General features: G+C 63.4%; 14 protein-coding genes. 6 read left to right on the forward strand and 8 right to left on the reverse strand.

Annotated features, from left to right (window positions below):
• Nucleotides 1-87: 87 nt before the first annotated feature.
• Nucleotides 88-1059, reverse strand: coding sequence for an arsenosugar biosynthesis radical SAM (seleno)protein ArsS (arsS, locus tag C41B8_RS03840; RefSeq protein WP_037334283.1), 972 nt, complete (start codon nucleotides 1057-1059; stop codon nucleotides 88-90).
• Nucleotides 1060-1305: 246 nt separating this feature from the next.
• Between arsS and C41B8_RS03845 the strand changes: the two genes are divergently transcribed.
• Nucleotides 1306-2394 carry a PA0069 family radical SAM protein gene (locus C41B8_RS03845; protein ID WP_037334286.1) on the forward strand — a complete coding sequence of 363 codons (1089 nt, stop codon included), beginning with the start codon at nucleotides 1306-1308 and terminating at the stop codon, nucleotides 2392-2394.
• Nucleotides 2395-2423: 29 nt separating this feature from the next.
• Here C41B8_RS03845 and C41B8_RS03850 read toward each other — a convergent pair whose 3' ends face one another.
• Nucleotides 2424-3365, reverse strand: coding sequence for an alpha/beta fold hydrolase (locus tag C41B8_RS03850; protein ID WP_084188478.1), 942 nt, complete (start codon nucleotides 3363-3365; stop codon nucleotides 2424-2426).
• A 64-nt stretch (nucleotides 3366-3429) separates the two neighbouring features.
• On the opposite strand from C41B8_RS03850, the gene C41B8_RS03855 reads away from it, so the two are divergent.
• Nucleotides 3430-3825 carry a DnaJ family domain-containing protein gene (locus C41B8_RS03855; protein ID WP_051882984.1) on the forward strand — a complete coding sequence of 132 codons (396 nt, stop codon included), beginning with the start codon at nucleotides 3430-3432 and terminating at the stop codon, nucleotides 3823-3825.
• Nucleotides 3825-4352 carry a GNAT family N-acetyltransferase gene (locus C41B8_RS03860; RefSeq protein WP_051882987.1) on the forward strand — a complete coding sequence of 176 codons (528 nt, stop codon included), beginning with the start codon at nucleotides 3825-3827 and terminating at the stop codon, nucleotides 4350-4352. Before C41B8_RS03855 ends, C41B8_RS03860 begins: the two co-directional genes overlap by 1 nt.
• Before the next feature lie 382 nt (nucleotides 4353-4734).
• Here C41B8_RS03860 and C41B8_RS03865 read toward each other — a convergent pair whose 3' ends face one another.
• On the reverse strand, nucleotides 4735-5265 hold the full coding sequence (locus C41B8_RS03865; RefSeq protein WP_037334289.1) for an O-acetyl-ADP-ribose deacetylase: 531 nt from the start codon (nucleotides 5263-5265) through the stop codon (nucleotides 4735-4737).
• A gap of 181 nt (nucleotides 5266-5446) precedes the next feature.
• Between C41B8_RS03865 and C41B8_RS03870 the strand changes: the two genes are divergently transcribed.
• Complete coding sequence (locus C41B8_RS03870; RefSeq protein ID WP_037334293.1) at nucleotides 5447-7612, forward strand: S9 family peptidase; 2166 nt, start codon at nucleotides 5447-5449, stop codon at nucleotides 7610-7612.
• A 48-nt stretch (nucleotides 7613-7660) separates the two neighbouring features.
• On the opposite strand, the gene C41B8_RS03875 is transcribed toward C41B8_RS03870, so the two are convergent.
• The 3 genes from C41B8_RS03875 to C41B8_RS03880 all read right to left on the reverse strand — a co-directional run bounded on the left by C41B8_RS03875 (nucleotide 7661) and on the right by C41B8_RS03880 (nucleotide 10566).
• Nucleotides 7661-8818 carry a GGDEF domain-containing protein gene (locus tag C41B8_RS03875; protein ID WP_037334296.1) on the reverse strand — a complete coding sequence of 386 codons (1158 nt, stop codon included), beginning with the start codon at nucleotides 8816-8818 and terminating at the stop codon, nucleotides 7661-7663.
• Between the two features lie 354 nt (nucleotides 8819-9172).
• Nucleotides 9173-9385 (reverse strand): hypothetical protein, encoded by a 213-nt coding sequence (locus C41B8_RS20360; protein WP_156962399.1) that lies wholly within the window; start codon nucleotides 9383-9385, stop codon nucleotides 9173-9175.
• Between the two features lie 200 nt (nucleotides 9386-9585).
• Entirely contained in the window at nucleotides 9586-10566 is a 981-nt protein-coding gene (locus tag C41B8_RS03880) for an amidohydrolase family protein (RefSeq protein WP_037334300.1), read from the reverse strand.
• 90 nt (nucleotides 10567-10656) lie between these two features.
• Here C41B8_RS03880 and C41B8_RS03885 point away from each other — a divergent pair, with 90 nt between their 5' ends.
• Complete coding sequence (locus C41B8_RS03885) at nucleotides 10657-11223, forward strand: TetR/AcrR family transcriptional regulator (RefSeq protein WP_084188454.1); 567 nt, start codon at nucleotides 10657-10659, stop codon at nucleotides 11221-11223.
• Between the two features lie 84 nt (nucleotides 11224-11307).
• On the opposite strand, the gene C41B8_RS03890 is transcribed toward C41B8_RS03885, so the two are convergent.
• Nucleotides 11308-11763 (reverse strand): GNAT family N-acetyltransferase, encoded by a 456-nt coding sequence (locus C41B8_RS03890; RefSeq protein WP_037334302.1) that lies wholly within the window; start codon nucleotides 11761-11763, stop codon nucleotides 11308-11310.
• 518 nt (nucleotides 11764-12281) lie between these two features.
• Between C41B8_RS03890 and C41B8_RS03895 the strand changes: the two genes are divergently transcribed.
• A complete protein-coding gene (locus C41B8_RS03895) occupies nucleotides 12282-14435 on the forward strand; it encodes a beta strand repeat-containing protein (protein ID WP_051882988.1) in 2154 nt (717 codons plus the stop codon).
• A gap of 144 nt (nucleotides 14436-14579) precedes the next feature.
• On the opposite strand, the gene C41B8_RS03900 is transcribed toward C41B8_RS03895, so the two are convergent.
• Nucleotides 14580-15368: a COG4705 family protein gene (locus C41B8_RS03900; protein WP_037334304.1), complete on the reverse strand. Its 789-nt coding sequence runs from the start codon at nucleotides 15366-15368 to the stop codon at nucleotides 14580-14582.
• Between the last annotated feature and the right edge of the window lie 198 nt (nucleotides 15369-15566).

Below are 15566 nucleotides of genomic sequence, written 5' to 3' on the forward strand. Positions count from 1 at the left end.
TACCCCGGCAACCGCGGGGATGACACGCGTTGCGCTGATCGAATCCGTGCATGCCGCGCCGCTCGATGGCCCGTCGCGCGCGGCCGATCAGGCCGCGCCGTTCAACGCGCCGCCACAGCTGCTGCCCTGACCGGCGGTACAGGCGTAGCAGTGCTCGCCGACATGGATCGGCGCGTCATCCAGCTCCTGATTCAGCAGGTCCGCCAGATGCACCCCGCCCGTATCCGCCGCGCCCAGCGGCATGTCCAGCATCTGATTGAAATCGCAGTCGTACACCCGGCCACGCCAGTCGACGCTGATCAGATCGCGACACATCACGGCGGCCAGATTGTCGCGGCGATAAGCATTTTTGAGCAGCGTCATGTAATCGCCGAACTCGCCGCGCGACAACAACATACTGCCGAAGCGCTTGATGGGCATGTTGGCGAGCGTAAACAAATGATTGAACTCGATACCGTATTCATCCCGCAGATGGGCACGGTAATCGTCCTCGAGCGCCCCCTGCAGCGGCGGCAGCGTGGCCCCGAGCGGGTTGTAAACCAAATTGAGCGCCAGCTCGCCATCGGGCTGTCCGTAGCCCAGCCGGTTGAGCTGTTGCAGCGCGGCAATGCTGCGCTCGAAGACGTGGCGGCCACGCTGGGCATCGACGTTCTGCTCGCTGTAACAAGGCAACGAGGCCACCACTTCCACCGCCTGCTCGGCCAGAAACCCGGCGACCCATTCATAGCCCGGCTCGCCCAGGATAGTGGGATTGCAGCGATCCATCACGTGCACGCCGCGAGCCCGGGCGGCCCGGACCAGATCGCGAAAATACGGGTTCATCTCCGGCGAGCCCCCGGTCAGATCCAGGGTTTCGATCGAGTGGCGCGTCATGAACTCGATCGCCGTGTCGACGGTGTCACGATCCATCAGCTCGCGCCGGTTCGGCCCGGCCGCGACATGACAATGCACGCAGGACAGATTGCAGAGATAACCCAGATTCAACTGCAGCGTCGTCACGCCACGGCGCCGGATGGCCGGAAAATCGGTCCGGGCCAGCCGGGCTTTCGTATCGCGCATCCTTTTCTCCTCGATCTGCCGGCTCGTTTCCTCGGCCGATCTCTCACCAGTTGGCGCCACTCGAATCCAAATGACAATGACGGCGTGAGCCCATGTTGGCGGCAACGCATCCCACCCGCGTGCAATCATCGCGTTGCCGCGTTTCCATTGACCGGCTACGCGTGAAGATCGCCGGCAGACGCAGCGCACCGACCAACCCATGCCACGCACCTTGCCAGCAATACTGTTCATCCATACAGTATCGAGATGGTACATCGCGCGATACATCACAAAGGCCGCGGGGCGCTGACCAACCCCGCGTCGCGCTTTTCGGCAACCGCCGGCGAAGATTTCGACGACGGCTGGGACACGCTCGACCGCGCCGCCGAGGAAGACGACACCGCGCCGGCCACGCATCTGCATCGCGATCCGACGCGGCGGGTGATTTCGCGCAACGAATCGCCGGACGTGCCGTTCTCGGCCTCGATCAACCCGTACAAGGGCTGCGCCCACGGCTGCATCTACTGCTTCGCGCGGCCGACGCACGAATATCTCGATCATTCCTCGGGGCTCGATTTCGAGACCGAGATTTACTACAAGCCCGACGCGGCCGAATTGTTCGAAGCCGAACTGCGGCATCCGCGCTATCGCTGCGAAGCGATCACGCTGGGCGCGAACACCGACCCCTACCAGCCGGACGACCGGCATCTGGGGATCACGCGCTCGATTCTGGAGGTCGCCCACCGCTTCAACCAGCCGATCTCGATCATCACCAAAGGGGCGCACGTCACCCGCGACCTGGATCTGATCGGCGATCTGGCGCACCGCAATCTCGCCAGCGTGTTCGTCAGCCTCACCAGCCTGGACAACGGCCTGAAACGACATCTGGAGCCACGCGCAGCCGCGCCGGCCCAGCGCCTGCGCACGATCGAAGCGCTCGCCCACGCGGGCGTCCCCACCGGCGCGCTAGTGGCGCCCGTCATTCCGATGATCACCGATGCCGAAATAGAGCATCTCGTGGGTGCCGCCGCGGACGCGGGGGCGACGCGCGCCGGCTATGTGATGCTGCGCCTGCCGCATGCCATCAAGCATCTGTTTCGTGAATGGCTGGCCGCGCATTATCCGGAGCGCGCCGAACACGTCATGAGCCTGATCAACCAGATGCGTGGCGGCGCCGACTACGACTCGGCCTGGGGCACGCGCATGACCGGCACCGGCACCTACGCCGACCTGATCGCCAAACGCTTTGCGCTCGCCTGTCGCCGGACCGGCATCAACGGCAAGCGCTTCTCGCTGGATACCACGGCGTTCCGGGTGCCGCCGGCCGCGGGCGACCAGATCGGCTTCGATTTCTAATCAGCCGGCTCGCGGTTCGGTCGCGGACATCATTCGGCGCGTTCCGCCTCGTGCACCAGATCACTGATCCAGTCCACGAAGCGCGGCAGCAGCCGTGGCGGCAGATCGTGCCCCATGCCGGGTATTTCTTCATAGCGGACATTGGGCAGCGCATTAGCCGTCGCGCGGCCGTGCTTGACCGGCAGCAGCGGATCGGCGCTGCCGTGAATGACCAGCGCCGGGCAGCGCACCGCGCCCAGCAGGTCGTCGCGCGGACTCGCCGAAAGCACAGCGAGGGTCTGGCGGGCGGTACCGGCCGGGTAATAGCTGCGCTCGACGGTACGGCGGATCTCGGCTTCCCAATCGTCGAAGCTGCGGCCCATCTTCGGGCTGCTGATCAAGGTCATGGTCTTGGCCAGATGCGCCGCGATCACGTCCTTGTCACGGCTCTTGGGCGCCTTGCCCAGTCGCATCAGCACCTTGAGCCGCCCGCGCGGCAGCTTACGCGCGCCCGAGGTGGACATGATCGAGGTGAGCGTCGCCACGCGCTCGGGCCGGGTCGCGGCCACGATCTGCGCGATCATGCCGCCCATGGAGGCGCCCACCAAATGAGCGCGCTCGATGTCGAGCGCATCCAGCAGCCCGACCGTGTCCTCAGCCATGTCCTCGAGGCTATAGGCCGCGTTGATTTCGCGCCCCAGCAGCGACTTGAAGAACGCACGGCGCGCCGAATCGTAGCGCCGGGTATCGCGGATCTTGGTCGACAGGCCGATATCGCGATTGTCGAAACGGATGACCCGCAGTCCGGTGTCGGCCAGCGCGCGACAGAACGCATCCGGCCAACCCGTGAGCTGGGTGCCCAGCCCCATGATCAATACGAGCGCCGGATCGTCGTCGTGTCCGAACTGCTCGTAGGCCAATTCGAGACCGTTGGCGTGGACCGTATCCACGATATCGGCGCCGTCCAGCGCCGGCGCAAGGTAATCCGCCATCTCTAGAATCCACCTCGTTGAACCGTACAGCCACAGGTACGGCTGCGGCGTATAATCGCAGACCATGAGCCTACTGGACCGACTCGCCGACGCCCACATCGAATCGGCCGCCCAGCGCGGCGAATTCGACGATTTACCCGGTGCGGGCAAGCCTTTGCCGGCAGACGATGCCGCGCACGTGCCCGAACATCTACGGGCCGGCTACCGATTGCTCAAGAATGCGGGCTATGTACCGCCGGAAATCGAAAGCCGGCGCGAGCTGCGCGAAGTCGAGGATCTTCTGGCGCGTACGCTGCCCGAATCCGACGAGGCGCGGCAACTCACCCGGCGCGCTCGCTGGATCGAGCTGCGGCTGGCCCAGTCGCCCCGTGGTCGCGCCCTGTTGCGCGAGTCCGGTTACAGTAACCGCGTCCGCAAACGTCTTGCGGCGTCCCGTTCTCACTCTAACTCAGGCCGCTGATGGATCCGATCGAACTCGTTGCCGCCGATACCCCGTCCCTGCTGCTCGAGCTCTCAGCGCTTGCGCATGTCATCTGGCGCCAGCACTACACCCCGATCATCGGTCGCAAGCAGGTCGAGTACATGCTTCACGGCGGCTACAGCGAAAGCGCATTGAACGAGCAGTTGGCTGCCGGCACGCGCTTCACGCTTGCCCGCCGGGGGCCGCGGTTCCTGGCTTTCGCGGCCGTATCACCCGATTCCGACGCCCCGAAGACCGCGTGGCTCGACAAACTCTACGTGCATATCGAGGCACGCAATCTGGGCGTGGGCCGACGACTCGTCGAGCGCGCGTGCGAGCAAGCCCGGACATTCGGCGCCGATACGCTGCGGCTGCGCGTGAACCGTGACAACGCCGAGTCGATTACCGCCTACCAACGCATCGGTTTCGAAATAGAGCAGGAGGACGTGAAAGACATCGGCCACGGCTTCGTCATGGACGACTACATCATGGCCATGCCAGTCGAGCGGCTGACCACGGTCGACTAGGGTCTGTTGAGGTTTCGTGCGAGCGCCGCGTTGGCGTCCGCAAATCGTGTCCGGCAAGGCGCGAGTCGCCGGCTCTGGGCGTGCCACAACCCAGACTCGCAACGCCGCCGGGCGCCCCTAGTTAACTTTTTATGGGCGGCCCAACCCGAAGGGACAAGCGCCCACAAATTAACGACACGACGGCAATCCAGCGTTGTCGCTCTCTCGTAGAACAACTACGCCACGTTCGCTACGCCTCGTCTTGCCGCCCCTAGTTAATTTTCAGGGAGCGCTTGGCGCGGACTCGCACGAAACCTCAACAGACCCTATAACTCGTGATGGCTTGGGCCATGCCGGCTTACGGCCCAACGGTTCCACGTGCAACGCCCGTGGCTACTCCCGGCTAGTTCAGCTCAGACAGCGCCGCGGCGAACGCGTCAAAGACATCTTCGGAAAACAGTACGAACCGCACGTCACGGATCGAGATCGCGGCCCGCGCATGCTCGCCGACCGTCTGCACGGCGATAGCGCCGGCTTCATCCAGCGGATAGCCGTAAATGCCAGCCGAGATTGCCGGAAACGCGATCGAGGCCGCCTGCTTGTCTTCGGCCAGGGCCAGTGCGTTGCGATAGCAAGCCGCCAGTTGTTTCGGGACTTCCGGCTTCTGTGAATAGACCGGCCCGGCACAGTGCACGACCCAGTCGTTGGGCAGCTCGAAGGCCTCGGTGATCACGGCTTCACCCGCCTCGATGGGCCCGAGCGGTCGACTGGCCTTCACCAGTTCCGGCCCGGCCGCGCGGTTGATCGCGCCGTCCACACCGCCGCCGCCCTTCAGCTGCTTGTTGGCGGCATTGACGATAATGTCGATATCGCGCTGTTTCGTAATATCGCCCTGAACGCATTCAATGACGACCTCACTGATTTCTCGCTGCATGGCCACGATTCCGGCCGATCAATCCAAGATCGTCATCATGGTGCCGAGAAGCAACGAATGACAAACCCTGGAATGCCGTATCGTGGGCCCATCGCTCGCCGCGCATTGCAAGCATGACGCGCTGCCCACATATTTCTGGCCCGGCCATCCCCGGGCCCCGCTCGAACCATCGATAGACATCATGTCCGAACCGCTCGAAACGCCCATCGCCCCGCAGCCGCCAATCGCGGCGTGCGAACCCAGCCAGACGATCATCCACGGCGTTACCCTCCACGACGACTACGCCTGGCTGCGCGATCCGAACTGGCGCGAGGCGATGCTCGATCCGGACAAGCTCGATGCCGATATCCGGGCCTATCTAGAAGCCGAAAACGCGTATACCGACGCGATGATGGCCGATACCACCGAGCTGCAGGCGGAACTGGTCGCCGAAATGCGCGCCCGCATGGCCGAAGTGGACGCCAGCGTGCCCACGCCGGACGGTGACTGGGTGTACTACGTCCGCTTTCGCGAGGGCGGCCAGCACCCGATCTTCTGTCGTGCGCCGCGTTCATCCGACGGCTCGGCCGAGCCCGGCGAGCCGCTCAGCGGTGAACAAATCTTGCTCGATGGCGACGCCGAGGCGGAAGGCCGCACCTATTTTGCCCTGGGCGCGGTCGACCACAGCCCCGACCACGCCAAACTGGCATTCGCGCGCGACGAACGCGGCTCCGAGGCCTACACGATCCACGTTCGCCCGATCACCGAAGACGGCACGACCGGCGACGAAATCCAGCCACCGATCGAAAACACCACCGGCAACGTCGCCTGGTCGGCCGACGGCAATACGCTGTTCTACGTCACGCTCGACGAAAGCCATCGGCCGTGCCGCGTGTGGCGCCTGCCGCTGGGCGAGCCGCAGGCCAACGCCACGCTGATCTACGAAGAATCCGACCCCGGCTTTTTCGTCGGCCTGGGCGAAACCCAGAGCGCGCGCTATCTGCTGATCCATGCCCACGACCATGCGACCAGCGAGACGCGGTTCATCCCGGCCGACGATCCCGAAGCCACGCCGCGCCTGATCGCCGCCCGCGTGCCCGGCCGCGAATACAGCGTGGATGACGACAACGGCGAATATTTCGTCTTTCTGACCAACGCCGGCGGCGCCGAGGACTTCTGCCTCATGCGTGCGCCGATCGCGCAGCCGGATTTCGAGCACTGGGAAGAACTCGTACCCCACGTGCCGGGGCGGCTGATCCTCGATCACGTCGAATTCGCGAACCATCGGGTGCGCATGGAACGCGCCGACGCCCTGCCGCGCATCGTGATCACCGACAAGCGCAGCGGCGAGGACCACGCGATCGCGTTCGAGGACGAGGCCTACTCGCTCGGCATGGCCGCCGGCTATGAGTACGACACCGCCACGCTGCGGTTTCTCTACAGCGCGCCGCACACGCCGGATGAAACCTTCGATTACGACATGGCAAGCCGGGCGCGTGTCCTGCGTAAACAACGCCAAGTGCCCAGCGGGTTCGAACCCGACGACTACGTCGTCCGCCGGCTGACCGCCCAAACCGCGGACGGCGAGCAGGTCCCGATCACCCTCACGCACCACAAGAACACGCCCATCGACGGCAGCGCCCCCTGTCTGCTGCACGGCTACGGTGCCTATGGCATCTCCGAGCCGGCCGCGTTTTCGTCCACGCGTTTCTCTCTCATCGACCGCGGCTTCGTCTACGCCATCGCCCATATCCGCGGCGGCAAGGAACGCGGTTATCGCTGGTATGCCGAAGGCAAGCTCGAGAAGAAACCCAACACCTTCGCCGACTTCATCCGCGTGGCCGAATATCTCTGCGAAACAGGCTATACCGCGCCTGGCCGGATCGCCGCCCACGGCGGCAGTGCCGGCGGCATGCTGGTCGGCGCGGTGGTCAACCAGCGCCCAGACCTGTTCGGCGCCGCCATCGCCGACGTCCCCTTCGTGGATGTGCTCAACACCATGATGGACGACACCCTGCCGCTCACCCCGCCCGAATGGCCTGAATGGGGCAATCCGCGCGACGACGCCCAGGCGTTCGAAACCATCCGCTCGTACTGCCCTTACCAGAACGTCACCGCCCAGGATTATCCGGCCATGCTCGTGATCGCCGGGGTCTCCGACCCGCGCGTGACCTACTGGGAACCGGCCAAATGGGTCGCCAAACTGCGGGCCACCAAGACAGACCACCACACCCTGCTGCTCAAGACCCATATGGCTGCCGGCCACGGCGGGCTGCCCGGGCGGTTCGCGGCCCTTGAGGAAACCGGGCTGATCTTTGCGTTTTTGCTCAAGGCCCTGACACCGAAGCCGGGCGAGAAGGGCACATAACGAGCCGGCAGATGCGGGCTCATTCATATCGAACGGCCAAGCCGACGCTTACACCGTCGCCATAACCGCCCGCACTTCGTTACGCCCACGGCGCTTGGCTTCGTACAGCGCCGTGTCGCTTTGATGCATGAGTGTTTCCAGTGCCAGCTCGGACCGGTCGAACACGGTGAGGCCGATGCTGAGCGTGACGGCCTCGGGTGTGGCATAGGCTTGCGCCGCCAGCGCGTGAAAACGCTCGCGTAGATCATGGCCCAAGCGTAGGCCGCACTCGGGGCCGATACCGCTGAGAATGACGGCGAACTCATCGCCACCGAGCCGGGCCGCGAGCGCGTTGTCGGGAATCACCGTCCGAATGAGTTCGCTCAGTTCGACAAGCAGCCGATCGCCGGCCGCATGACCATATAAATCGTTGACCGGCTTGAAGTTATCGATATCGATCAACAGAAGTGCACCACGACTCCCATTGCCGACGCCCGTCATGACGCGCTCGGCCCGGGCTTCGAAGGCACGGCGGTTGAACAGCGCGGTCAACGGATCGCGCTCGGCCAAATGCTCGATCTCGCGCTCACGGCGATAGCGCACGGTGCCGGTCATCGACAAGGCGATGAGCAGGATCGCCATCACACCCTCGACCAGCGAAACCTGGATGATCGTGCCGCGGTAGGTGGCCAGATCGATGAGCGTGCCCGGCACGAGCGTCGGGATCGTCTTGATTAGATAGAACAGCCCGTGCACAGCGAACACATAGCGCAAAGGCGCCGCGCCGGCGTCCGGCAACAAGGTCTCCGTGCTTGAGCCCAGCAGGGCACTGGTTCGCAGTGCCAGCACGCCCACCAGCAGCGAATTCATGAACAGGATGAGCTTGAATCCGACGGCGACGGGCGGCACCACGATCAGAGCCAGCCAGAGCACGACAATCAGCCACCACGCACGCGATAATCGGGCCCCCGTAAACCGCGCCACGCCGCGTAGAAAAAGCCAGTGCGCCAGTACAAGCAAGCCGTCGGCGAACCAGATACCCAAAAGCATCAGGCCGTCGCTGCGTAATGTGGCGAGCGTCGAGCCCAACGTGATCGCAACGAAGCCGGCACTCCAGAACAACAACGTGTCGTCGCGGACGATGCGCCACTCGATCCATAGATAGATCGCGGCCGCCGCCGCGATCGCGATGGTGAGCGTCATCATCGTGGGGGCATCGAACGCCATGGCGGGGTCGACCTGTCTGATATATCGAGGACGAAACGGGTCCCGGGAACGATAGCCACGCCGGACCGCGTTTTCGGTTGCCGTCCTATCGACGGCCGGGCGGGATGCTTGAGCCCGCGGATCGGAAATCAGATGACGAGTTTAGCCAAGGGCCCGCTTATCGCGAAACACCGCGTGGCTTCCCACCCGGACTCGGATCGAGCCCGGCCAGCTTGGCGCTCGCTTCGTAACGGGGCCTGTGTTGCGCTCGGCCGACGCGGCCCCATCGACGCATGCTTAAAGCCTATTCCAATAGGCTCTTAAATACCCCAAGCAACCGCCCGCCGATCGGATACCGGCGAGCGGCGCCGTCGATCAGGCCGTGACGTTGATGTGCTGGCCGATCGTCTGCCCGGAGGCGTTCACCCGCGGGCCGGAGGCGGCCGCGGCTTGCGAGGCCTGGGCCCCGCTGCCGTCGTTGTCACCGTCGTGATCGGCCACGCCCGGCGTTTCTCGGGTCTCGGAGGAGGCCTGCATCTGGGCCTGTATTGCATGCTGCGAACTCGCAGCGATGGCACCTACACTCATTTTGGTACTCCTGATGAATGTCGCGACCCATTCGGCCGCAAGGTCATATCGGAGGCTCGCCTCTTTCCTTTAGGAATAAATTCAAATTAAAACAAAATCTTACGAAATATTAACCCGAGCGGAACGAAGACCTTACGGGCCGCCGTGGCCCGGCCGCTTCCGCGCATTGCCCAACCTACCCGCCCGCTGTCCGGGGCGCATCAGCCATTTCGCAACAGCAGTCTTTCGGCATTGGTACGGGTAAATTTCTCCCGCTCTGTATCGCCCGGCAGTTCCGACAGGAACGCATCGATCGCGGCTTTGTCCGGCTGATGGAACGGGTAGTCGGTAGAAAAGATCAGCCGATCGATGGACGTGACCTCGAGCGCGTGGCGCAGCATGGCGGGATTGAGCATGCCGGAATTCGTGATGTACACGTTCGAGCGCACGATGTCCGACACCGTGCGCTCCAGCCCGGCAATCCCGGACAGGCTATCGACGCGGTCGAGCCAGAACAGCAGCAGCTCGCCCCAGTGGCCCAGAATAACCTGCAAGCTCGGGTATTGATCGAAAGTGCCGCGCAGAATCAGGCGGAGCGTAGCCAGCGCCGCCTCCAGATGCCAGCCCCAGCCGAAGGTGGCCAAACCCAGCTCGATCATTTCGTCGAAGCCGCTATAAGCTGCTTCGCGCACGGCTCGCGGCGCGATCTGAGGGTGGATGAAAATCGGCTGGCCGAGGGCCGCGGCGGCTTCGAACAACGGCTCGTAGCACGGATCGTCGAGCGGCGCCTCGCCCGATCGCCCATAGACCATCGCACCCACGAAACCGAGTTTGGCCGTGCGTTCCAGCTCGCCGACCACGGCGTCGGGCCGGCTCATCGGCAACGTCGCGAAAGCACGAAAACGCGACGGATACCGGCTCACCGCCTCGGCGGCCCTATCGTTGGCCTGCCGGGCCAAGGGCACGGCCTGGGCGGCGGCGAGCGCCTGGGTCGCTGGCGGCACCAGCGACAGAATCTGCATCCCGATACCCTGTGCGTCCATGCCGGCCAGACGATCGGCGCCGATGTCGCCCAGCCGCTGTGGATGATCGCGCATGTCGTTGAACGCCACGCTCTCGTCATTACGGCCCTCGGGCAATGCCTTGAGCGCCGCGGCGATATTCGGTGAATTCCAGTGTTCCTCGATCGCGATAATCGACATGCAGATCGCCTCCTTTGACGCCGCAACGGTTTTAACTAAACACTCGTTTAGCGGCAACATAGCAGATCCGATAAACACGCGTATAGCGAAATGACGACCACGTCACGCTCAGCCCGACGCGCCCGTTCGGCGCAACGTATTCTGGAAGCGGCCCAGGCCGAATTCGCCGAACACGGCTTCGACGGCGCGACCGTACGCGCCATCGCGAAACGTGCCGGGGTACATGCGTCGCTCGTGATGCAGCACTACGGCACCAAGGCCAATCTGTTCGCTGTGGCGGTGCAGCTGCCCTGGAACGACCAGAACGGCGCGACCGATCATCTGCTGGACGTACTCAACGTACGTGTCCGCGAACTGCCGCCGGAAACCCGCGCCCTTGTGCGTTCGATGCTCACCGATCCGGATTCCGAAGCGTCGATGCGCGATTTCCTGAACGACCGCGTCGCCAATCTGAGCCAGTCATTCGAAGGCGCCGACGCCGAGCTGCGTGCCCTGCTGGCCGTGAGCAGCATTCTCGGCCTCACGATCACCCAGCATTTCCTCAAACTGCAGGCGTTCGAGGGCGTGTCGGAGGATCGGCTGGTCGAAGCGGCGCATGCCTGGATAACAACCGGTCATCCGGGCTCGGGCGACGAGCCCGACAAAACTCAGGAGTAGAACATCGCAGGAGGCCGTCGACGGCGAGCCGGGGTTCCCTAGGAACTGCGCTGGCTTGGGCAGCCGTCGCCGCTTCGTGAGTAGCTATGAACGCGCCTGACCGTAGGAGTCGGGCCGCAGCACTTGCAGAAAGCGTTCGGTATCGCTCAAGCCCTTGAAACCGAACTGCCGATACAGCCCATGGGCATCCGAGGTAACCAGCATCAACCGTCGCAGCCCCTGGAGATCCGGGTGGTCGACGACGTGCTGCATGAGCGCCTTGGACAAACCCTGCCCCCGATAGCCTTCGAGAATGAACAGATCGGCAAGCCAGGCAAACGTGGCACGATCGGTGACCACGCGCGCAAATCCCACCATCGCGGCGCCGTGATGATAGACGCCGAAACAAAGCGAGTGATCGATCGCACGCTCGACGACGGCCCGCGGGATCCCGCGGGCCCAATAACTGTCTTCGGCCAGAAAACCGTGCACGACATCGATATCGACACGCTCGGGTGCGGTCGAGATTTCATAGTCGTCGGGCAATGACGTGATGGGCATGTCGGGGCTCCGTGATACAGATCAGTCGATCGGCACAAACGACACAACGGCTGGCCGGCGCTCATTCGGCCGGACGCGACTCGAATGCGCACGCCACGACACGCCAATGTGCATTCACAGCCTCTGTCAGCCGTGTTTTGTTGCGCCACGCTCGAGCAGCGTAAGCCATCAGGTTGGCAAGATAACTTGGTTGGGGTGCTTGCGCTCGAGGCCGCTGCGGCATGGCAGTGTCGGCAACGCTTACAGCAGGCGCAAAAGCGTATCGCAGCCCGGACTGAACAACTGGCTAAAAATGCACCGCAATCCGGCCGACCACGCGGCGCACGCCATACCCATATGACAAGACGATGACCATCTTATGAACATTAAGTGTCGAAACTGCCTTAAATCCAAGTCAGAATAATTGACACCGCTTTTGTTTAACTTTTATTAAACATTTAAATTCATAACCTTACAAATAAATTTTATCGGCACACGAATTGCTATAGGGCTGTCTCATACTTCAAACAACGGCAGCTATGAAGCATTCGATAACGCCCCTGGCCGCGGCCACCCTGTGTGCCGCCACGGTCACCCTGGCCAGCCCGGCCGTGCTGGCCGATTCATTCACGATCGACCCGGGCCAGACCCTGACGACGCCGCAAACGCTGACCGACGGCCAGAGCGGCACGATCAAAAATGGCGGCGCCCTCGTTCTTCCCTCAAGCAGTGACAGTGTGGGTATCACCGTTTCTGGCCAGACCACGATCGACAACGCCGGCACGATCGACCAGCAAGGTAGCGGGCGCGCGATTCGTAACGACGGCAGCGATCTCACGCTGAGTGTCGTCAATCAGGCGGGCGCCTTGCTGCAGAGCAAGGATGCCGATGTCATCCAGCTGCACAAAGGTAACAACGTCACCTTCGATAACTACGGCACCGTCAACTCGCAGAATATCTCGCAGGGCGGCGCGCAGGCGATCGACTTCAATCACGTGACCCAAGGCAATAACACGGTCAACAACCATGCCGGCGGCACGATCACCGCGTTCGATGCCGACGCCGTGCGTCCGGGCGTGGACGGCGTCGTGATCAACGAGGGCACCATCAAGTCGACCAATCCGGCGAACAGCACGGACGGCAGCGACGGCATCGACGCCCAGGACAACAGCGGCGTGACCGTGGTCAATCATCCCAACGGCAAGGCGGCCACCAGCCTGATCGAAGGCGCGCGCCACGGGATTACCGGCGGCAATACGGATACGTCGACTAACGGCGATTACGCCATGCGGGTCACCAACAACAAAGGGGGCACCATCCAGGGCGACGACGGTTCCGGCATCAATATCGATGGCTTCAACGGCAACGAGAAGGTCACGGTGGTCAACCACGGCCTGATCAGCGGTGACGGCGTCACCGGCGATGGCGACGGGGTCGACGTCGATGGCCTGGTCGATATCAACAATACCGGCACCATCGTATCCCGCAACGCCTATCAGGAAACCAGCGAAGGCGTGACGGTCGGCGGCGGCAAGATCGTCAACAGCGGCACGATCTCGGGCCAGAATAGCTCCGGCCTGAGCCACGGCATTACGCTCGCCGGGCTCGATAAGAACCCGGATACCGATCAGCCCATCCCCGTGGAAGGCATTTTTGCCGATTCGTCGGTCATTAACAGTGGCCTGATCGAGGGCCAGACCGGCGCCGGCATCGCGGTGACCGGGGCGGCCAACAGTCATACCGTCACCATCGACAATCGCGCCGGCGGCACGATCGAGGGCGGCGGCAGCGAAGCCGCGGTATTCACCGGCGGCAATGCAGCTACGGTCACCAACCGCGGCACGATCATCGCGAATGGCAGCGGCAAGGCCGTCGACCTCGGCAGCGGTGACTCGACCCTGCGGATTCGCGGCGGCCAGGCCCGTATCGACGGCGATATCTCGGGCGGCACCGGAAACAGCACGCTGAGCATCACGCCGGGCGCCGGCCAGCAATTCGCCTATGCCGGCAACGCAACGCACTTCAATCACGTGAATATCGGCGCCGGTACCACCGTGCTCAACGGCCAGAACACGAATATCGGCAGCACCGGCATTGCCGACGGCACACTGATCGTCGGCGATCAGGCCGGCGACGGGGCCAATCTGGCCGGCGATATCACAGCGAAGGCGGGCGCCACGCTGGCGGGCCACGGTACGGTCGGCGCCACCACCATTGCCAAGAAAGCGATCCTCTCGCCTGGTAACGGCACCGGCGATGTCGGCACGCTGGGCGTCCAGGGTCCACTCAATCTGAACGGGTCGCTGTATCTGGATATCGCCAGCCAATCATCGACCGACCAAGTCAACGTCAACGGCGTCGCCGATTTCGGCAGCGGCAGCCTGCTCGGCCTGAATCTGCTGGCCGACAACAACCTGAAGGTGGGCGATACGCTCGACGTCATGATGGCGCAGAGCTTCGAAAACCTCTCGAATCTCGGCCTGGACGGGCTGAATTTCGGCGCCGGCTGGCAGTTCGATGTCGCCGATGTCGGCTTATCCAACAGCCCGGGTCGGGCCCTGCAGCTGACGGTCAAGTCGGTCGGCAGGCCGGTACCCGAGCCGAGCGGGCTCGGCCTGTTGGCCGTGGGTCTGGGCCTGATCGGCGTCTTCAAATGGCGGATTCAGCGTCGCGGTCGTCCCGCGCTGGGCTAAAAGCCCAGACGCTCCAACGGGACTCGGGCGCGCTTGCGCGCTCGAGCCCCGTCACCACGTCGCGCGAACGACGGCGCCCGGCTGCGACTTACCAACACGCCGTCACGCGTGACTCTCGTACTTAGAGCCTATTGGAATAGGCTCTTATCCTTCGGCCGCCTCCAGCCCCGTCAATTCACCCGGCTCGCGACGCCGATCGATACCGGAAACGGTCAGATAGCCAACAAAGAAGACAATCAACAGCCCGAGCGCGACACTGACCGTGCCATCGCCATATCCCATACCGCCCACCTGATGCGACTTGCCCAGCCAGTCCGCACATGACGCGCCGACGGGCCGCGTCAGCACATACACCAGCCAGAACAACAGAATCCGGTTGAGATCGCCGCGGACCAGCGCACAGAACAGTGCCGCCACAGCGAACAAGGCACCGAACAACAGCGTCGAGTCGAAATAGCCAAGATCCAGGGTCGTCGCCGTCATATCGCCAGCGGCAGTCCCGAGGGCGAAGGTCGCAATAATGGCGGCCCAATAGAAAATTTCCCGGCGCGTCGTATAAATGCTGTGGATCGAGAGCGTGCCCTCGCTACGCGCCCAGATCGCGAACACCGCGACCAACGCGACGGCAAAGGCTGTCGTCGACACGAAATACGGCACGCCGAGCACGATATGCGTCACGTCTGCGACCATGGTCCCGAAGATGCCGATCATCACGATCACCAGCCAATAGATCCACGGCACGTAGCGATTCACGAGAAACTGCAACGCCAACGACAGACCAAAGCCCAAACTCCCGGCCACCACCGCGACATACGGATTGATGTGATACACGAGGAAATCCGACGTCGACTCGCCCATGGCCGTGGTGAGCAACTTGACGATCCAGAAGAAGATCGTGATCTCGGGCACCTTGACTTGGGCATTCCGAGCCATCGACGACAATCTTTCGGGGGCGGCACGCATATTCGATCCTGCCAATTCGAAACAAGCGAAGTGCCGCGGCTACCAGGCGACGGCCGCCGAAAGCTAGCAGAGCCGCTGCCGGTCGGATCGAACTTTCGTTTCAAAAATGATCGGCTGCCGGGTGCCGACCGTTTGTGCCCCGCTCTATGCGATCCGCGGCGCGAAGCG

This window comes from Salinisphaera hydrothermalis C41B8 (assembly GCF_000732535.1).
Lineage (GTDB): Bacteria > Pseudomonadota > Gammaproteobacteria > Nevskiales > Salinisphaeraceae > Salinisphaera > Salinisphaera hydrothermalis.